The 20,146-nt window shown below is 50.0% G+C and carries 16 protein-coding genes and 1 other annotated feature; of the genes, 5 read left to right on the forward strand and 11 right to left on the reverse strand.

The genetic code is table 11. The features are described from left to right. The first annotated feature begins 45 nt into the window (after positions 1 to 45). Complete coding sequence (locus tag ACAN55_RS13130; RefSeq protein WP_379133194.1) at positions 46 to 393, forward strand: phage holin family protein; 348 nt, start codon at positions 46 to 48, stop codon at positions 391 to 393. A gap of 73 nt (positions 394 to 466) precedes the next feature. On the opposite strand, the gene ACAN55_RS13135 is transcribed toward ACAN55_RS13130, so the two are convergent. Further along, complete coding sequence (locus ACAN55_RS13135) at positions 467 to 1,603, reverse strand: GGDEF domain-containing protein (RefSeq protein ID WP_379133197.1); 1,137 nt, start codon at positions 1,601 to 1,603, stop codon at positions 467 to 469. A gap of 194 nt (positions 1,604 to 1,797) precedes the next feature. On the opposite strand from ACAN55_RS13135, the gene ACAN55_RS13140 reads away from it, so the two are divergent. Continuing rightward, the gene (locus tag ACAN55_RS13140; protein WP_379133200.1) at positions 1,798 to 2,190 is read left to right on the forward strand and encodes a cytochrome C oxidase subunit II; all 393 of its coding nucleotides are present in this window, start codon (positions 1,798 to 1,800) and stop codon (positions 2,188 to 2,190) included. Between the two features lie 93 nt (positions 2,191 to 2,283). Here the strand turns inward: ACAN55_RS13140 and ACAN55_RS13145 are convergent, their stop codons facing one another. The 10 genes from ACAN55_RS13145 to ACAN55_RS13190 all read right to left on the reverse strand — a co-directional run bounded on the left by ACAN55_RS13145 (position 2,284) and on the right by ACAN55_RS13190 (position 17,242). Beyond that, positions 2,284 to 3,477 carry a sugar ABC transporter permease gene (locus ACAN55_RS13145; RefSeq protein WP_379133203.1) on the reverse strand — a complete coding sequence of 398 codons (1,194 nt, stop codon included), beginning with the start codon at positions 3,475 to 3,477 and terminating at the stop codon, positions 2,284 to 2,286. 2 nt (positions 3,478 to 3,479) lie between these two features. Beyond that, on the reverse strand, positions 3,480 to 4,991 hold the full coding sequence (locus tag ACAN55_RS13150) for a xylose ABC transporter ATP-binding protein (protein WP_379133205.1): 1,512 nt from the start codon (positions 4,989 to 4,991) through the stop codon (positions 3,480 to 3,482). 79 nt (positions 4,992 to 5,070) lie between these two features. Further along, on the reverse strand, positions 5,071 to 6,135 hold the full coding sequence (gene xylF, locus ACAN55_RS13155) for a D-xylose ABC transporter substrate-binding protein (RefSeq protein WP_379133306.1): 1,065 nt from the start codon (positions 6,133 to 6,135) through the stop codon (positions 5,071 to 5,073). 238 nt (positions 6,136 to 6,373) lie between these two features. After that, positions 6,374 to 7,951, reverse strand: coding sequence for a helix-turn-helix domain-containing protein (locus ACAN55_RS13160; RefSeq protein ID WP_379133208.1), 1,578 nt, complete (start codon positions 7,949 to 7,951; stop codon positions 6,374 to 6,376). Positions 7,952 to 7,965: 14 nt separating this feature from the next. Then, entirely contained in the window at positions 7,966 to 9,411 is a 1,446-nt protein-coding gene (locus tag ACAN55_RS13165) for a sensor histidine kinase (protein WP_379133211.1), read from the reverse strand. Beyond that, positions 9,408 to 10,391, reverse strand: a complete 984-nt coding sequence (locus ACAN55_RS13170) for a sugar-binding protein (RefSeq protein ID WP_379133214.1) — start codon at positions 10,389 to 10,391, stop codon at positions 9,408 to 9,410. Before ACAN55_RS13170 ends, ACAN55_RS13165 begins: the two co-directional genes overlap by 4 nt. A 150-nt stretch (positions 10,392 to 10,541) precedes the next feature. After that, a complete protein-coding gene (gene zapA / locus ACAN55_RS13175; protein WP_379133308.1) occupies positions 10,542 to 12,626 on the reverse strand; it encodes a cell division protein ZapA in 2,085 nt (694 codons plus the stop codon). Positions 12,627 to 12,780: 154 nt separating this feature from the next. Beyond that, complete coding sequence (gene pheT, locus ACAN55_RS13180; protein ID WP_379133217.1) at positions 12,781 to 15,225, reverse strand: phenylalanine--tRNA ligase subunit beta; 2,445 nt, start codon at positions 15,223 to 15,225, stop codon at positions 12,781 to 12,783. Between the two features lie 307 nt (positions 15,226 to 15,532). Then, positions 15,533 to 16,567, reverse strand: coding sequence for a phenylalanine--tRNA ligase subunit alpha (gene pheS, locus ACAN55_RS13185; protein ID WP_379133220.1), 1,035 nt, complete (start codon positions 16,565 to 16,567; stop codon positions 15,533 to 15,535). 79 nt (positions 16,568 to 16,646) lie between these two features. Then, positions 16,647 to 16,932 (reverse strand) — a binding site (T-box leader). 175 nt (positions 16,933 to 17,107) lie between these two features. Continuing rightward, on the reverse strand, positions 17,108 to 17,242 hold the full coding sequence (locus ACAN55_RS13190; protein ID WP_379133224.1) for a hypothetical protein: 135 nt from the start codon (positions 17,240 to 17,242) through the stop codon (positions 17,108 to 17,110). 20 nt (positions 17,243 to 17,262) lie between these two features. Between ACAN55_RS13190 and ACAN55_RS13195 the strand changes: the two genes are divergently transcribed. From ACAN55_RS13195 to ACAN55_RS13205, 3 genes are all read left to right on the forward strand, one after another. Further along, entirely contained in the window at positions 17,263 to 17,523 is a 261-nt protein-coding gene (locus ACAN55_RS13195) for an ABC transporter permease (protein WP_379133227.1), read from the forward strand. Between the two features lie 45 nt (positions 17,524 to 17,568). Beyond that, complete coding sequence (locus ACAN55_RS13200) at positions 17,569 to 17,985, forward strand: ABC transporter permease (protein ID WP_379133230.1); 417 nt, start codon at positions 17,569 to 17,571, stop codon at positions 17,983 to 17,985. 487 nt (positions 17,986 to 18,472) lie between these two features. Next, positions 18,473 to 20,086, forward strand: a complete 1,614-nt coding sequence (locus ACAN55_RS13205) for a diguanylate cyclase domain-containing protein (RefSeq protein ID WP_379133233.1) — start codon at positions 18,473 to 18,475, stop codon at positions 20,084 to 20,086. Positions 20,087 to 20,146: the final 60 nt, after the last annotated feature.

Here is a 20,146-nt window from a genome sequence, read left to right on the forward strand (position 1 = left end):
GCTACAATAACAACTGCACATACTTGACTAAAGGAGGTTATTTCAGTGAGATTCTTAGGTCATGTAGTCCGCTTTATTGTAGCGGCAATCGTACTTATGGTTGTTGGCTGGATCGTTCCGCAGTTTACGGTCGGCGGCTTTGGAAGCGCACTGCTCCTGGCCCTTGTGATTGCTCTGCTGGGCTGGGTGGTGGAGGGAATCTTCGGTAAAAAAGCAACACCGTTTGGCCGTGGGATTGTCGGCTTCCTGGTCAGTGCCCTTGTCATCTGGATTGCCCAATTTATTGTGTCAGGGGTCAGCGTATCCATCCTTGGAGCCCTTCTGGCCGCTCTGGTTATCGGGATCATCGATCTCTTCCTGCCTGTCTCAACACCTTTTGAAGCCGCAAAATAACTGGTTGCGGTATGATCCGAAAGTAAAGGCCCTTGCTGCTTCGGATTTCCCGAAGGCAAGGGCCTTTGTCTTGTTAACCACAGGAAATAACTTGAGCTTCTCCACGGGAGGTCAAAGCGGTAACGACAGTGTTTTTGCCATTTTTTTTAGCAGTATACAGCGCATCATCCGCTTTGCGGAACAACGTTTCTTTGCCCATACCCGGCTCGTAGTTACATAACCCTGTACTGACCGTGACGGGTTTCTCCCCTGCATACGAATGCTCCATTCGTTCAATGCTTGTCCTGAGCTCCTCTGCACACATATAAGCCTCTGTCAGGCTTTTATCTGTAAAGATAATTGCAAATTCCTCACCGCCATAACGCGCCGCGAAATCATTCGCCCCGATCATCGGGCTGATTGTCGCCGCAACCTCTTTCAGTACGAGATCACCCACCCAATGTCCGTATGTATCGTTAACCCGCTTGAAATTGTCAATATCCAGAATAGCAATCTGCAATCGCAGACCATTGCTCTCTCCCTGCTCCAGCAGCAGATCCAGGTACTCATGAAAGGTTTTATGATTATACAGTCCTGTAAGGGCATCAATCTTCAAAAGCTTATCTGAAATAGCCCGCTCCACCATAAGCCCCTGCTCAGACTTGGTCAGTTGCTCCAGATGCTCCCGAGCCTCCCGTGCGCGGAGAATTACGGCCTGAGTCATCACAACAAATACGACGAACACACACTCAATGATCAGGAACTCTAGCAGCGGCTTGTGCAATAGAACACGTTCCAGGGTGAAATAAATCCCGGCATAAAAAAACAAACTGAATAATCCCATAATGTACAGCAATATGCGGTCAAAATAAATAAGCGCGACCATGATTGGCATCAAAAGTGTCATTTGCGCTCCGTCCACAAACGGTTCAATCACAAAGCACATCATATAGGATACCAAGAACCCGCAGCATACAACCGCCTGCTTGTGGTATTTCTTTTTAAACCGCAGCCATAACTCCGTTGAGAACATGCCGAAGAGGATCAGAAGATTAGAAGCAGAGAATAAGTACTTTTTATCAAATAGCAAGTTGTGGTCCATTTCACGATGGTGAAGCCCCAGTACAAATAACACCTCAAAAACCAGAAAAAAAGCCACAAGGACCCAGTACCCGTTCAAAATTCTCCGGTGCCATATTTCCGTGTTCAGCGTATCGCTAGTTAAGATCAAGTGGGTCCCCTACTTTTTCACCAAAATATAATAGCTCTAATTATAATGAATTTGAACTACTTGTGCATCATTTATTTCTTCACCAATATTTCATAATCTGCCGGGTCAGCCCTATTATTTATGAGGTATAGTGTTAACTGAATTGTCACATTTCACTTTACTGTATGATCAGCACAATGTGAAGGAGGATGAAGATGAAAAAAATATTCGCAATACTATTCTGTACCGTATTTGTTCTCATTCTCTCAGCCTGCGGAGGTAACGCGGGAAGCAATGGCAACGCCGGAACGAACGCCGGTATCACCGATCCGGAGATCACACCAGAAGCTGAACTCGTAATAAAAGCAACCAACTACAGCTTTGACCAGCAGGAATACCATTTGAAGAAGGGCGTGCCCGTTAAGATTGTTTTTGAGAATGAAAGCGGCAACCACGGTGTTCTGATTCCTGAATTCAAGCTCCAGCTAACACGTAAAGATAATTCCCAGGTGATTGTACCTGAGGAAGCGGGAACCTACGAAATGACCTGCGCCATCATGTGCGGCTCGGGACACAGCAGCATGGTGGCTAAGATCATCGTGGAATAATGAAATAACCTATTCATAGACAAACAGCCGGCAGTTGGGATGATCCCAACTGCCGGCTGTTTGTTTAATATCGGATGGTTCATTTCAACTCTATTATTTCAGCCCTTTGCTGCGGTTCGAAATATCCAGCCATACCGCGATGACGAGGATGGAACCTTTAACAACATACTGCCAGAAGGATTCCAGACCCATCAGAGACATACCGTTGTCCAGCGAGGTCATGACCAAGGCCCCAATCAAAGCGCCGATTACCGTTCCGGCTCCGCCCATCAACGACGTACCGCCGATGACGCAGGCTGCGATGGCATCCATCTCTGCCATGTTGCCGGCAGTAATGGTAGCAGAGGCCAGACGTGAGGTCAGAACAATCGAAGCAATGGAAGCGAGCAGTCCGCTGAGCACGAAGATCAGCATCGTTTTGCGTTTGATGTTAATCCCGGAAAGACGGGCAGCTTCAATGTTGCCGCCAATGGCATAAATATGACGCCCGAACGTTGTTTTGGTAGAGAGGAAATAGAAGATTGCCGCAAGAACGATAACGAAGATAATCGGAAACGGAATACCTTTATAATTGTTCATAACCATGATAAATGTGACAACTAGCAGCGCCAGAACGGCAACCTTCACGATATCTACGGCCAGCGGCGCTACCTCGAAGCCGTATTTCAGCCGGGAGCGGCGCTTGCTGAAGGAAGTCCAGAGAAGCAGAGCAACGGCCAGTACACCAAGAATGATACCAAAGGCCTGCGCGAAATACGCGTTACCCAGCAGCGCAATCACAGGGTCAGATACCGGAATTGTCATCGACTCGGTTACACCCATCAGTACCCCGCGGAATACCATCATGCCCCCGAGTGTAACGATAAAGGCGGGAATCATTTTATAAGCAACCAGCCAGCCCTGAAGCAGACCAAGTACAGCACCCGCAGCCAGTGTTCCCACAATAACGATAATCGCCGGGAGCTCCAGCCAGTTGCTGAGAATGGCTGCGATCCCTCCGGTAAGGCCCACGATCGAACCTACGGAAAGGTCAATATGTCCGGCTACGATAACCAGGACCATGCCGATGGCAAGGATCGAGGTCACCGACATTTGTGTAAAGAGGTTGGATAGATTCCGGGAAGTCAGAAAGGTCGGACTCAGAAAGCCGAACAGTACCCAGATTAATATTAAAGCGCCTACCATTGTATACGCACGCACGTCCATTTTGCCGAACAGGCTGCTCCACAGCGATGTCCGCGCAGCAGGGATATTCCCTTGTTCTTGAAGTTCCTTTTGAAGCTGCATAATTATTTCCCTCCTGTAGCGGCTAGCATAATATTTTCTTGGGTTGCCTCTTGCCATGTGAATTCGCGCACGAACGATCCCTCACTCATAACCAGAATCCGATCGCTCATCCCGAGTACCTCCGGCAGCTCCGAGGAGATCATAATAATGGCTACGCCCTGCTCTACCAGCTGATTCATTAAGTTATATATCTCATATTTCGCCCCAACGTCGATGCCACGGGTAGGTTCGTCCATAATCAGAATTTTCGGATCGGACATGAGCCATTTACCGATGACGACCTTCTGCTGGTTCCCCCCTGATAGTGTGCCGACCAACGTTTCCAGCGAAGCCGTTTTCGTCTTCAGATCCTGCACGTACCGGCGTCCCCATTTAATCTCTTCGTTCTCATTGATCACACCAAGCTTAGAAATTTTGCCCATTGCAGCCATCGTTGTGTTCCGTTTGACGTCCATCCCCATCACAAGTCCTTGCCGCTTGCGGTCTTCGCTTACCAGGGCAATACCCGCCTGAATCGCATCTGCAACAGAGCGGATCCGGACCGGCTTCCCTTCAATGCGGACTTCACCTTCCGCCCGGCCGCCGTAAGCTCCAAACAGGCTGCTGACCAGCTCTGTGCGTCCCGCGCCCATAAGCCCGGCGATGCCCAGAATTTCACCTTTACGAACTGAAAAGTTAATATCTCGGATGACTTTGTGCATACGCTTCTCAGGATGCCACACATTGTAATTACTGACCTCCAGCACAGCCTCACCCGGCGTATGCGGAACCCGCGGATAACGCTCGGTAAGCTCACGGCCTACCATGAGGGACACGACCTTGTCGTCATCTGTATCCTTCCGGTCGAGAGTTGCTACAGTACGTCCATCCCGCAGAACAGTGATGGAATCTGCAAGCGCAAAGACCTCCGGCATTTTATGCGAAATATAAACACAAGACACGCCTTCACTGCGAAGCTGATTTAAAATGCCCATCAGAATGGCAACTTCACTTTCAGTCAAAGCGGCTGTCGGCTCATCCAGAATAAGAATTTTAGTATGCTTTGATAAAGCCTTGGCAATTTCCACCAGCTGCTGCTGGCCGATACCGAGATTGCCGATTTTAACATCCGGGGAAATTTTCAGGCCAACTTTTTTCAGCCAGACAGAGGCATTATGATAGAGCTCATCCCACTGGATTACGCCTCTCTTGCGGGGTTCAGCTCCCAGAAAGATGTTCTCGCCTACCGTCATTTCCTTAACAAGCGCCAGCTCCTGATGGATAATGGCAATTCCGGCCTTTTCCGCGTCTGTAATTTTATGAAACTGCTTATTTTCGCCGCCGATGACGATTTCACCGCTGTATGTGCCTGCCGGATACAATCCGCTCAGTACTTTCATCAGTGTGGATTTACCGGCGCCATTCTCTCCGCACAAGGCATGAATTTCTCCCTGGCGAACCTTAAAGCTTACATGATCCAGTGCCTTCACACCCGGAAACTCCTTGCTGATATCTACCATTTCCAATACATGCATGATTTCCGCTTCCCTCCTGGCCTTTAAATCGGCGAAGCGGGGAATCCTCCGGGATTCCCCGTCCGCCATACTGACCGGTTTATTGTTTCGGCCATTGGTCCTTCGGAACGTTTTTGTACACATCCTCAAGCTTATGGAAGCCGTCTTTGATCAGAATATCCAGGTTATCCTTGTTCACAGCCATAGGATCTAGCAATACGGACGGAACATCAATTTTACCGTTGTTAACGGTTTTTTCGGTCGAAATAGTTTCGCCTTTAGCAGCAGCAACGGCCATTTCAGCAGCCTTAGTTGCAATGGCATTAATCGGTTTGTAGACCGTCATCAGCTGGGTTCCTTCCGCGATGCGCTGTACGGCAGCGAGGTCAGCATCTTGTCCGGATACTGGAATTTTTCCAGCCATGCCTTGTGCAGTCAACGCTTGAATCGAACCGCCTGCAGTACCATCGTTCGCAGCAACTACACCTTGAACATCATTGTTGTTCGCAGTCAGGGCATTCTCCATGTTCTTCAGCGCTTCTTCAGGCTTCCAGTCCTTGGAGAACTGATCGTAGACAATCTTGATGTCGCCTTTCTCTTCAAGCGGCTTCAGAATGTTCATAGCACCTTCTTTGAACATGTGAGCATTGTTGTCCGTGTCAGCACCACCAATGTAGACGATGTTGCCCTTTGGTGCTTTTTCGATTACGGCCTGGGCTTGGAATTCACCGACACGCACATTATCGAAAGAAATATAATAATCGACATCGGCATTGTTAATCAGCCGGTCATAAGCAATGACCTTGATGCCTTCTTTATGGGCTTTCTCTACGATCGGGGCGGTGGCTTCCGCATTGTGGGCGATAACGACTAGCACATCTACACCCTGAGAGATTAACTGCTCCGCCTGGCTCATTTGTGTAGCATCATCACCGTTTGCAGCCAGTACCTTAACTTCGCCGCCGAGTTCTTCCACTTTAGCTGTGAAAATATCGCGGTCTTTCTGCCAGCGTTCTTCCTTCAGCGTATCCATGGACATCCCGATCACAATTTTCTTGTCTCCATCTTTAGCACCCGTTGATTCCGAGTTCTTTGCGCTGTTGCTGTTACCGTTCGATACTACGCTACAGCCTGCAAGCGTTGATGTCAGCAGCAATGCTGCCATTCCCAGACGAATTACATTTCCGTATTTTCTCACTCTTTCTTCGCCCCTTTTCCCCAGTTAAGATGAATTGATTGCGCTTACAAACAAAGCTTAACATGAGGTGATGAGCTTCAGGGTGCCCATTGCCTGCATTTCCTTGTTCTCTGACCGCACTACATTGCCGCTTCTTGTAATGAAACTCATAACCGGGTTTTTCACAGGACGAATTGGTCATTAAACACAAAAAAGTCCTTGTCGGTTAACAAGGACTTTGCTTCTCCAGCTGCTGCCGGTATTCGCTGGGGGTCACGCCTGTTGCTTTTTTGAACACCCGGCTGAAATAATTCGGATCTTTATACCCTACCTCGTAGCAGATCTCTTTGAGACTCAGGCGTTCCTCGGCGATCAGCAGCTTCGCTTCGTTCATCCTCAGCCGGGTGACATAATCAATAAAGGTCTCTCCGGCATGCTGTTTGAACAATTTACTGAAATAGTGGGGACTCAAATTCACATATTCCGCGCTTTGTTCCATGGAGAGTTCTTCCTTGTATTTCTGGCCGATGTAGAGCAGTGCCCGCTTCATGACATGGGAACGGCTCTGCTCCCGCTCCTCCTTCAGCCCGTCAATCATGGACTCCAGTCTCGCCTGGGCTGCGTTTCTCAGTGACTCCGGGTCTCCCAGAAGGTTCAGGCTTGTAATCAGCTCAGCTCCTTCTCCCGACTGAATGCCGCGGGACAGGAACAGCAAGAGTCCAATGACCTCTCCGCGCAGACTGGTGAATGTTTGATTCCCTGACTCCAGCTGCGTATAGAGGACATCAAAACGTTCCGCAGTCTCTTGTTTATTGTGCCGCAGCAGCGCATCGAGCAGCTTCTTCTCCTCATCCAAAGAGATCATGGTTTGGCCTGAGCTTTGTATAATATCATCATAATGCCGGACGCCGGCCATTTCATGCTCATCCGCACAAGCCCTGACAGCCTCTTTGTACGAACGGCTCATCCCGTCCCAGCCTTCTCGGACCGAACCAATACCCACTGAAATCGGCAACTGGAACCGCTCCTCTACAAACAGCCGCAGACGTTCGCCCCAATCGAGGGAGTTGACCCGTTGGGAGTAGCCCGGTCTTCCCGGCGGTAGCGGAATAAAGAGCGCCATCTGATGCCCTACCACGGGGCCGGCGATACAGCCAAGACCCGGTTTGGCGAAATGCTTGACAGATTCATAGATCTCACGTTTGACCAGTTGAAGCTCTTCCCATTTCTTGATAGAGCTCCCCGCAAAAGATATTACCAACGCATAACCCTTGCTCCACTGCAGATCAAGCAGTCCGGCAAGCTGCGAAAGCTCCACCTCCTGGACGCTTTCCAGCATCAGCATCAGCGATAGCTCGTTCTCCGCCAGCGGCAGAAGCTGGGCCAGCTTCTCCTGCATCTCCAGACGTTCGTTCCGTTGCCGCCGTTCTTCTTCCTTCTCGGCAATAAGCACCTTAAGGACGTCGTGCACTTCATCACGCCGGGCTGGCTTGAGCAAATAATCACGCACCCCAAGCGCCAGACCTTCCTTGGCATAGGAGAAATAATCATGCGCTGTGATCATAACGATCTTAGCTGAAGGATGCTTTCCGGATATTTGCCGCACTGCCTCGAGACCCTGGATTCCCGGCATTTTGATATCCATGAAGATGAAATCCGGCCGCTCCTCCTCAGCAATTTGAATCGCCTTCCGCCCGTTCTCCGCATGCATAAAAGTAAAGGTATCCGGAAGGATATGCCGGATCATCAGCTCCAACCCTTCACGTTCCAGCGCTTCATCATCCGCAATCAGCAAGCTGTACATTGGTATTCCCCCGATTATCCTGATATTTGATGGACGGTGTGGTACGGAAGCCTAAACAATACCGCCGTCCCTTTGCCTTCCGTGCTTTCAATCTCAATGGCCTGTTCACCATCAAAAAATAAATGCAGCCTTTTAAATACATTATGTGTTCCAAGTCCTGTCGATTGACCCTTGCCCGCGAAGCGGGGAGTGTCTTCCCGGAACGACTCCAGCAGCACCATCACGGTCTCCCGGGACATACCCGCTCCATTATCTCTGATCTCAATCTCTATCGTATCACCGCGGTATCCGATGCTCAGCTGTAGTACAGCCCCTTCCTCCAGCTGCTCAATGCCGTGAACGAACGCATTTTCCAGAATTGGTTGAAGGGTCAGGCAGGGGATCATCCCGTCAAGCGCCCGTTCATCAATATCCATGACGAAGGAGATCCGGTCACGGAACCGCGCTTTCTGTATATTGATGTACTCCGTAACATGCGCCACTTCCTCACGCAGAGGTACGGCCTGATCCAGCTTTTGCAGATTATATCTGAGCAGCCGCGAGACAGAAACCGTAAGATCGCTGGTTCTCGCCGCCCCTTCGAGATAGGCCAGCTTGGCGATGGAATTCAGTGTGTTGAACAGAAAGTGCGGATTAATCTGACTTTGCAGCATCTTCAGCTCCAGCTCCTTGACGAGACGGTCTTTCTCCAGGCTTTTGATATTCTCAGCCATCAAGCTCTGGATATTGTCGATCATCCCGTTAAAGGCTCTACACAGAATGCTGATCTCGTCGTTATTAATGCTCTCCGGCGCCTTAGTGTCCATTCTGCCTTTCGATATTTGCTTGGCTGTGGCGACAAGGCGGCGGATAGGCCCGGTAATACTGCCCGATAGCCACACTGCCAGCAGAATACTAAGAACGGCAACGGTCACAACCAGAAGTGTGCCCAGCCGGTTCAGCTTCTCTGTAGTAGCCATAATCTCCTGGTAGATCGGCTTGTACTGTTCCAGCTCGATATCGACCAGCGCCTGGGCCTCTTCCCGGATAAAGCGTTCGGTCTGCTCAGCTTCAATATAGGCCCCTGCCATCGTATTGGAATCCTGGTCATCGATATCGGCAATCATCCGGTCCGCCTGCTCCAGAAAGGTATCAATGATATTCCGGTAATTCACCAGAGGAAGATCCGTCCCGCCAATCGTCTCCAGGCCATCCAGCTCCCGGCGTAGCTCACGGACTGCCTTCAAGTGCTTCTCCACCTCCGGGAAGCTGTCCTCGTCCACCTGCATGATGAACCGGTTCATCGAGCGCATATTTTCACCGACCTCATAGGAGACTTCCTTGTACAGCAGAATCCGGTTCATCATCAGGTGGTAGCTTTCCTGCACATTCTTACCGCTTTCGAACAGAAAGAAGGAGACCGAGCTCATCAGCAGCACAAGCAGCGGGATGCCGAGCAGCAATTTTCTGCGGATACTCATAAACTCTCTCCTTCCCGGGCGTTGCTCTGGTCAAGCACTTTTACCTCTGTATAATATTCCGGATTAAGGACTTGCCCTTGAAAATGCTCATTCAGCAGCCTTACAGCCATCTCTCCCATTAGAAAGGGCTGCTGGGCTACAGTAGCCTTAATCTCGCCTCTACCGATCGCCGCAAGCATGTCCGCCTGATTGTCAAAACCTATGATGGTGAGCGGCCCTCGTTTAAGGCTTTTGGCCGCCTGCAGAACGCCCAGCGCATCGGTGGAACTTGTACCCACCATGATGTTGATCTCCGGATGGAGACGCAGCATGTCAGCCGCTTGCTGGATCGCTTCCATATGCGAAATGTTGGAGCTGCGCACATCCACAATATGCAACCCGTTGTACTGCTTCACGATATTCTTCAATCCATCCAGACGTTGAAGCTGATTCTCAGCCACATCACTGCCAATAATCACACCGATGTTCCCGGTAGCCCCGGATGTCTGCACGACTAATCTTCCCAGCCGCTCTCCTGCAGCCAAATTATCAGTCCCCACGTAGGCCAGCCGTTTGCTGGAAGGAGCATCCGTATCAATCGTCACCACAGGTATTCCGCGGGTCACGGCCTTATCGATAATGGGCGTGAATCTTTCTTCGTTCAGCCCTTGAACGATGATGGCATCCACTCGTGCAGCAATCGCTTTTTCCAGCAGATTAATCTGTTCGTCGATGTTATTACGCACCGGACCTGCGAATTCCATGTCTATTCCGTATTTCTCAGCAGCTTCTTTCGCACCTTTCTCAACCATTTCCCAGTAAGGATGGTATCGTTCCTGTTCAATAAGCACAATATGATAACGGTGGCCGGTATTCCCGGAATGTCCACGCAGCTCCTGTACAATATTCCCCATCTTACTGGACTGATGGGCAAAACCAATAAACAGATAAGCCAGCAGCCCGAATAATACAGCCACCAGGGACAGCCATTTTTTATCCATCCTTCATTCACCTCAATACTCATCCTACCTTTAAACTGAAAACGGTTGCAATATTATTTTGTTGGGAGTCTCATAATGGACACAAATACAGGGCTGTCCCCAGGCGGATTTCTCCGTCTGAGGGCAGCCCTGCGGCTAACTCTCCGTTATTCAGCTGTCCTGTTCGATCAACTGAATCCATTCATTATATTCCACCTGAAGCTTGGCATATTCCGATTGAAGCTTGCCGTGTTCTTTAGTTAACCGTTCCAGCTCTTCCTGCCGCTGATCGAACTGTGCTTGAAGCAAACGCAGTTGTCCGACAACCATCTCATAATTCTCGCCGATGTCGGCTAGCTGTCGGAGTGCATCGCCGTGTTCGCGGTCCATTGCAGTACGGGATTGTTCAGATTCCCCAACTTCTTGCTGCCACAGCTCAATCTCCTCACGCAACTTGCCTTCGGCTTCTTTCCATTCCTGCTGCAGCGCTGCAAGCTCTTCGTATTTCCGCTTCCAGTCTGCTCCGTATTCCTCAGCTTCTCTCACAGCTTCACGCTGATCTGTTACAGCGGCTGCTGCTTCACGGGCCGACTCTGCCAGCTCTTCCAGACGCATCGCTGAGGTTTCACTTTCTTCCACCAGCAAGTTGTAACGCTCCTGAAGCTGTTCTCCGTTCTGAAGTACCTCGTCATATTGCATAATTAAGGCCTCATAACGTTCTTGCAGGGCAGACAGCTCTCTACCCGCTTCGTTCCCATTCGCCTTTAGTGTTTGACTCTCTTGCTCCGCTTTATAACGCAGCTCTGACTCCTGCTCCAGCTTCTGCACCAGGCCGTCCGCCTGCCCGTGTAGGATATTAATCTCCTGCTGCAGGGCGGAGGAACGGTCTTCCGCCTCCAGCAGATTCATCTCCAGCTCATTGATATCCTCCATGCGCTTGCCGGCTAGTTCCTGCCAGGAAGCGGCCTCGGATGCCAGCCGTTTGAGTTCAGTCTGAGCCTCTTGAAGACTGCTGCTGCTGTCTTCAAGAGAATTCCGCAGGAGTGTTGCCTCATTCTGTGTTTCCTCCAAGCGCTGCCGAACAACTTCGAGTTCACTGCTAAACCGTGTACTCTGATCCAGAGCTATCCGCAGCTCAGTTTCAAGCTGCTCTTCGCGTCCCACCACAGACTCGTATTGGGACAGGAGCGTTTGGTGTGCTTCCCGTTCCGTCTTGAGTGCCGCTTCAGCTGCACGCAGCCTGGATTGAAGCTGCCCGGTGCCTCCGCGCAGCTCAGAGAGCTGCTTCTCAAGCTCTTGCATCTGCTGCTTGTGCCGGTGCTCTTGTGAACCCTGGGACTGCCGCAGCTCCTTGTTTCGGGCCAGCTCCCGCTGCAACGCCTCACGTTCTTCTTCAAGCTCCTGGCTCAAAGAAGAACGGGTCTCCGTTAGTTCCTGCTCCAGTGCAGATTTAGTCGAAGCAAGCTCATGCTCCATAGAAGACCGGGTTTCAGCGAGTTCCTGCTCCAAGATTGTCCGCGTCTCTTCCAGTTCCTTGCCCAGCGACTCCTTCGTCCGGGCAAGTGTGAGTTCGAGTGCTGCCAGAGAATTCATCTTCTCCTCGGTCAGTGCTTCGCGGAGACTCTCCAGTTCCTGAAGATGCGCGGCCTTCAGCTCTTCTACTTGCTGGATTCGGGCTGCTTCGGCATCTGCCAGCACCTGACGGTGATTCTCCCGGCTGGCTTCCTGCTCATGGGCATGAAGACTCTGCTGCTCTTGAATCTCCCGGGCGCGCAACTGAAGCTCGGATTCCAACTCCAATCGCAGCGCAGCCCCGGCCTGCTCGGATTGCTGCAGCTGTTCCATATGCTGGAGCTGCTTCTGCTCCATCTCTTCCGTATGAAGCTTACGTTCTTCCTCAACAAGCCTGATGAGACGCTCTGCCTCTGCTTTAGCTGCAGCATCCAGACGCTCATATTCCTCCTGACGCTCCCGCTGCACATCCAGCAGGCGTGCGACTTCTACCCTCAGTTCACTGCGTTCTCCGGTCAGCATGTTCAGCTCGTTCTTCATATCCTGAACCTGAAGAGCCTGCTCCGCCATGTGCACGGCTGCAAGCACAGCAATCCTAGGGGTATCAAGTCTCGCATGGGATTTGGAGATCGTCCGCATATGCTCATCCACGTAACGGGCGACTTGTTTCATATATTCAGTACTGCTTCCAACTAGTTTATAGGAAGTGCCGTAGATCTCAACGGCGACACGTGTCCGGTCCATAGCCACAGTTGTGTCCTCCTTTATATGTGTGCGGATTCTAAGCTGGTTTCCCTGCTTGCATTATCTTCACTCGCAGAACTTCTTCACTTGAGAGAAAAAGCCGCGGCGAATCTCTGTTTCTAAAGGGATTCGCTGCGGCTTTACACAATTCCTGCTATTTTCTTAATTCCGCGCCAAAACTTTGCTGGAGGGCTGCCAGAACCTTATTATGAACTTCTCCAACTTCTTCATCGGTCAGCGTATGCTCTGCATGGCGGTACAGCAGGGAGATAGCGATGCTCTTCTTGCCGCTCTCCATCTTGCCGCCCGTATAAACATCGAATACCTGAACCGACTGCAGCAGACTGCCGCCATTCTCACGGATAGAATTCAACAAGTCTCCGGCTTGTACTGTAGTGTCGACTACAACAGCGATGTCACGTTCCATACCCGGGAAACGCGGCAGCTCATTGTACTGCAACCGGCTCCGGGCTGCTTCATAGAGCGGCAGCAGTGCAATTTCGGCTGCATACGTATCCTCAAGATCCTGTACACGCTGCAGATCCGGATGAATCTGACCCATCGTACCGATCTTGACGCGTCCGTTCTCACCGTGCAAGTACAGGGAAGCGGAACGTCCCGGATGGAATCCCTCTGGACTATCACCTTCATAACTTACAACGTCTGCAAGTCCCAGATGTGCAAAGACCGTCTCCAGCGCACCCTTCAGATCAAAGAAATCGACCGGCTGCGGATCAACATTCCACTGCTTGGTTGCACGGCTACCGCTAAGCAGCAGGCCCAGCACCGGAAGTTCATGCGGCTGGCGGGTCAACTGCTCTTCTTCGGTATAGAAAATATTACCGATTTCAAACAGCGCCAAATCACTCTGGCGGCGGTTCGAATTGTACTGGGCAATATCCAGAAGCTGCGGCACCAGACTCGTGCGAAGGATACTCCGGTCTTCACTCATCGGCAAGGCCAGTTTCACTGCTGTTCCGCCTGCAGTAAGGGCACGGAAACGTTCACCTTGTTCAGGCTGGATGAAGGAATAACCGAGCACTTCCTGATAACCGCCATGTGACAGCAGACGGCGCAGCTCACGGCGCAGTGTTTGCGGTCTGGTCAGGGCTCCCGGTGTGGTAGGACCTTCAATTGGTGTAGTCGGAATATTATCATATCCGAACAGTCGCGCAATCTCTTCAATTAGATCAACATCATAGCTGATATCGCCGCGTCTTGTCGGCACTTTTACTTCAAGATGACCATGCGCTCCATCTCCGCACGGGAAGTGCAGACGTGCGAACAAGGTTTTTACTTCCAGCATAGACAAATCCGTTCCCAGATAACGGTTAAGCTTGTCGAGTGACAAGGTGAGAACCTTCTCGTCTACCGCATCGGTTCCCGCTTGAACGATACCTTGCTGAACAGCTCCGCCGGCATAACGGGCTATTAGTGCTGCAGCACGGTTCAATGCCGGAATTACGGAACGCGGGTCCACTTCTTTCTCGAAGCGCAGGGACGCTTCGGAGCGCAAACCCAGTTGACGTGAAGTCTTACGAACGGTTCCTCCGTCAAATCGGGCGGATTCCAGCACCAGATTTACCGTTCCATCCGTTACCTCTGTAGCCAGTCCGCCCATGACTCCGGCTAAAGCTACTGGTTTCACAGAATCGGCAATGACGAGCATTTCCGGTTCAAGCTTACGTTCCTGGCCGTCGAGTGTCGTCAGCGATTCACCCGTACGAGCGAGACGAACCGACAAATGGCCACCTTCAATGGTGTCCGCATCAAACGCGTGAAGGGGTTGCCCATATTCCAGCATGACATAATTCGTAATGTCTACAATATTGTTGATCGGGCGGACACCCGCCGCCATCAGGCGGTTCTGGATCCACAGTGGAGATGCCGCAGGCTTCACATTCGTAATATAGCGGGCCGCGTAATGTCCGCAGTACGCTTCATCCACAATCTTGACGGAGATAGTATCTGCAGCAGCACCATGAACCTCCATAATGTCATTTTCCGGTTTCGGCAAGGAGAGTTCACGTGCAAGAATCGCACTGACTTCATACGCCGCACCGATCATGCTGAGACAATCCGAACGGTTAGGAGTGAGGTCAAATTCAAGTACCTCGTCACTGAGTCCCAATACTTTCAGGATATCCTGGCCGATCTCAGTACCTTCAGGCAGAACTAGAATCCCTTCCTGCAGCTCTTTCGGCAGCAGCTTGTCGTTCATGCCCAGTTCTTTGGCCGAGCAGATCATCCCTTGGGACAATACACCGCGCAGCTTCGCTTTTTTGATCTCCAGGCCTGGCAGTTTGGCTCCCACGAGCGCTACCGGAACCGTCTGTCCGACAGCCACATTTTTAGCACCGCACACGATCTGCAGGTCTTCACCTTGACCGGCATCCACGATGCATACATTCAATTTATCCGCATCCGGGTGTTTCTCCTTGGATTTCACATACCCGGTCACAACTCCGGTAATCCCCTTGTCCCGGCGCTCCACGCCATCGATCTCGATGCCCGCAGCGGTAATCTTATCCGCCAACTCCTCAGCGGTTACTCCATCTATTGATATATAATCAGCCAGCCATCCAGTTGATACTTTCACTTCCGCTCACTTCCTTTTCGTAAAAGGTCTCTATTATGTGCAGCCACTACAAGAAATGTTTGGACTTCCGGCCGCTGTTGTCTCCCGATTTCTTGATTTAAACCGCTGTTCGCGGTTGAAATCGTGCGACAGCTTATGCTTCCGATGCTAGTTTTCCTACGGAAAACTTTCGGGCGGACGCTACTGCTCCTCCAGCTCCAAAATTTCTCTTCGTTCCTACATTCATATTCTTTGAACATTCTCAAATCCAAAACTCTATTTCCGACCCTAACCCCTACCGGAAATTTTGTTCCGCCGATTAACTATCCTAAACTCCCTTAAACTGCTTCACGAAGCTCATATCGTTGATATAGAAATTACGGATGTCGTCGATGCCGTATTTCAGCATTGCGATCCGCTCTACGCCCATACCGAAGGCGAATCCGCTGTATTCAGCCGGATCATATCCGCCCATCTCAAGCACGTTCGGATGAACCATACCGGCACCGAGGATTTCCAGCCAGCCGCTTTGTTTGCACAATCTGCAGCCATGGCCTCCGCATTTGAAGCAGCTTACGTCAACTTCAACACTTGGCTCAGTGAACGGGAAGAAGCTTGGACGAAGGCGAATGCCGGTGTTCGGCCCGAACATTTCCTGTACAAATTGCTGAAGTGTGCCTTTCAAATCACTCATGCGGATATTTCGTCCGATGACGAGGCCCTCAATCTGATGGAACTGGAAGGAGTGAGTCGCATCGTCGTCATCCCGCCGGAATACCTTGCCGGGGCAGATGATTTTAACAGGCGCTTCGCCAGCCATCGCCTGCATGGTGCGGATTTGTACCGGTGAGGTTTGGGTGCGCATCAGCAGATCCTCAGTCAAATAGAAGGAATCCTGCATGTCACGGGCCGGATGGTTTTTTGGCAAATTCAGAGCTTCGAAGTTGTAATAATCCGTCTCCACTTCCGGACCTTCAGCCACACGATAACCCATACCCACGAAGATGTCTTCAATCTCCTGTACCACTCGGGTCAACGGATGAATTCCGCCCTGCGCCATACGGCGGCCCGGCAAGGTAACATCCACTTTCTCTGCCTGCAGGCGGTTCAATGTCTCCTGCTGCTGGAAGGCTTCCTGCAGCCCGCTGATCACAGTCTCAATCGCAGCACGCACATCGTTTGCCACCTGACCAATAACTGGACGCTCTTCAGCGGATAGTCCGCCCATTCCTCGCAGTACCTCTGTCAGATCGCCTTTTTTACCAAGATATTTCACACGTAAATCATTTAGTGTCTGCTGATCTTTCACGTCCTCCAGCTTCGCCAATGCCTCGATCTTCAACGCTTCTAATTTCTCTTTCATGGCCGTGTACAGCCTCCTTCAACTCGTTGTCAATTCATTAAGAAACCCTGCTAAAAACAAAAAAGGCCCTTCCTCCCGGTAAAGGGACGAAAAGACCGTGGTACCACCCTTGTTAGACAGCTATGTCATCATCTTCAGCAACTAAATCACTGAGTCACGACAGAATAAACCATCTCACTTTATGCAGAACTAACGGTCTGCTGCCGTTACCCCCTACTCATCCACCTGAAACTGTCTTAGGAGGACTTCAGAGAACTGCTCCGGAGTGAACTTCAGCAGCTCTGATTCGTAGAAACGCTCTCAATCAACGGCGTCTCCTCCCTGTAAGTCAGGCCCTGCTTACTCTTCTCCATCATTGCATTTTATCAATAAAAACATGTCTGTCTATTATATGCAAAAAATGAATCTTTGGCAAGACGGACAACATTTTAAGCAGAATTTATCTGTCTATATGCTGGTTTTAAGCTTCATCGTCGTTTAAAGGGCAAACGTTCAGCTTGCGTTTAGAGATCTTTGCTATTTTTCAGATTAATGCGTTTTTTATTCAAGGAGGTCATTTCCTTCTACCGGTGCATCACCAGTCAAATCAGTAGCGGCATCAACTGCCACATTCACACTGGAGAAGTTGGGGTCCATCACCCTGAGGAGCAATGTCAGCGTAAAGCTGGCGGACATCAACCTGATCTCCCAGGCAAATGGTAATATATTTGTTTGGAACAGATGACCCTATCGGCCAGAAGGTTCAGCTAAACGGAATCAGTTACAAAGTCGTCGGTCTGCTTGAGACCAAAGGTTCCAGCCTCGGAGGCTCCAACGACGATAAAATCCTGATCCCGATCTCCACTGCCGAACGCCAGCTGCAGAGTAAAGGAGTCCGCTCTATTACGGTCGCTACCACTTCAGCCGACACTGGAGCGTCTGCTAATGAGAAGCTGGAGAGCAATTTGAATGCCTAATTCAATAATGCGGATAATGCTTTCACCGTATTTGATTCGCAGGAGATGCTGTATACCGTCAACTCTTCTACAGACACATTGTCCCTCGCACTTGCAAGCATTGCCGGCATTTCTCAGTTCGTAGGAGGTATCGGCATTATGAATATCATAATCGTATCCGTTAATGAAAGAACGAGGGAAATCGGCGTCCGTGAGGCGATCGGTCCCAAAAAGTTCGATATCCTGACCCATTTTATAATAGAATCCTTGGTGCTTAGCGGTCTGGGAGGAATTATTGGCGTAGGCATCGGGGTGGGAGGAAGCTGGCTGCTAGGCAAATACTCACCTCATACCGTATCCATCGCCTGGGACATAGTATTTGTATCTTTTATCTTTTCATTGCTGATCGGTATTATCTTTGGTATGATGCCTCCCAATATAGCAGCGCGTCTGCGTCCGATTTATGCCCTTAGTAATGACTAGCAGTACCTTATCTTGATTTATCAGATCATTCGACTGTTCAGAAACTGCCCTTTTATAGCCTTTTGACTGAGAAAAGGGTAGTTTTTTATGCTTCATACCGTAAAAGATAAAAATTTTTATTTCAATATTGCTATTTTAGGAATAAAGACGGTATCGTTTGTTTCAAGAGTGGGTAATAGGTTTTAAGGTTTTGAAATAGAATAAAGATGTAACCATACATAACTATTAAATAAATCTTTACTTATGCAGTTGTTCACCTGTCTCCTTTATCGGATTTCCGGGCGGCTTAGGCCTTATTCACCCGTGTTTCCGCTTATAGGAGTCTGTTCCGGTTAGGGGCCGGAATGGATCCACGGCTGATAGTTATTATTCTAGCAGTAGGCAATACGGGAGAAATACCTTCATATCTGATTAGCAAACTCCTCCATTATCTTTGCAACTGTGGGCTGAGAAATCCTAATTTGTTTTTCATGGGGAGAGGATGGCAGTGGCTGTTTTTTCTGAAGTTAAAGTAACACGCAGATTAATCCTTTTATTCGCAGTAATATCCGTTTTACTTATCGCAATCAGTGTTGCTTCATTACTCTACCTGAATTACACGATCAACAAATTATCCCATTCCCTCTACAACGATGTATATCAAAACTCTGAACTGATACTAAATGCGGACCGGGATCTTTATCAATCTTCCTTGGCACTTCACGCGGTAATGAATACATCCAGCACTGAACAGGAACGGGATCAGTTCGCACTCACATACGAGGACAACATCTCTCAGGCGAAGGAACGCGTTCAAACTGCACAGGACAATCTGTCGCTCTTAGCACAACCTTATTCACAAAGTGAACGTGCCGGATTACTGCTGAAAGAGTTGAAGAATGAGCTGGCGACATTTGATAGCACATTCACCGATTGGCATAGTATGGGACGAAATTTAATTACAGAACGAACAAAGAGCGACTGGAACCCTGAGAAGTTCTCAAGCACATTGTTTGATGCACAGTTGAATGAAACCCGGGGGAGTCTCGACCGGTCAGAGGAACTGATTGACGACTACGCCAAACAAGTTACCTCGGTATTTAAAGATCAAAAAAGCGCATTGTTCGCCCTTTACTCCCTGCTTTTATTCCTGCTTATCCTGTTGATTATTTACCTGGGACGCAAGATTATTGTTCTGCAAAGTGAAATGCTGGAAGAGCAATCCTTGTATCAGTTAATTGGTGAAACCATGTCCGACTTTATCGTGCTCACCGATCTCAACGGTCTAATTCTGTACGCATCGCCTTCGCATTCTACAGTTCTGGGATATGTTCCTAAAAAAGGGGATCCGCTGTCGAATTACATCCGCGAACCGGAAATCGCCTGGGCGAAGCTGAAAAGTGTGGTCAAAGGCACCCCGCGCATGTCCGAGCTTCGAATGCGTGGAGGGGATGGTCAATGGGTCTGGCTGGAGACCAGAGTCTCCCCTATTAAAGGAAGCCGGTCATTCCCGGCACAGTTCATGCTTGTGTCCCGTGAAATTACGCAGCGTAAGCAATATGAGGAGCGCCTGCATAAGCTGGCCTTCTATGACCATTTGACCGCAATTCCCAACAGAGCCCATTTCAAAATGTACATGGAGAACCTGATTACACAGCCGGAAGAACGGCGTCAGGATATCGCCCTTGCTCTCCTCGACTGCGATAGATTCAAACAGTTGAACGATACGCTGGGCCATCTGGCGGGTGACGAATTCCTCCAGTTACTCTCCCGGGAATTGCAGCAGACAGTGAAAGGAGCCGGCCAAGCATTCCGGATTGGAGGCGATGAGTTCGCTGTCGTATTACACCGCTTCACCACACCGGAAATGCTAGATGAGATGTTGAATCGTCTGCTCCAGCTCTTTAACAAATCCTGGTCTGTCGATAAGGGGGCAAGCTTCCACACATCCGCAAGTATCGGTGTCGCCTTGTATCCACAGCATGGACAGACGATTAATGATCTCCTCCGTGCTGCCGACCTTGCCATGTACCGTTCAAAGAGCCAAGGAGGAAATGAATTCAATCTCTACGACCAGAGGATTGATGAAGGGTTTCCGAGCCAGAAGAGCAGCCGTTCCTGAATCAAAAGCGTTTAAATCCTTCACACTTGACCGGTAAAAAAGGCTGTTCCCGTTCATCAG

Origin of the sequence: Paenibacillus oryziterrae (assembly GCF_042610485.1) — a bacterium.
In the GTDB taxonomy this organism is placed as follows: Bacteria; Bacillota; Bacilli; order Paenibacillales; family Paenibacillaceae; genus Paenibacillus_AQ.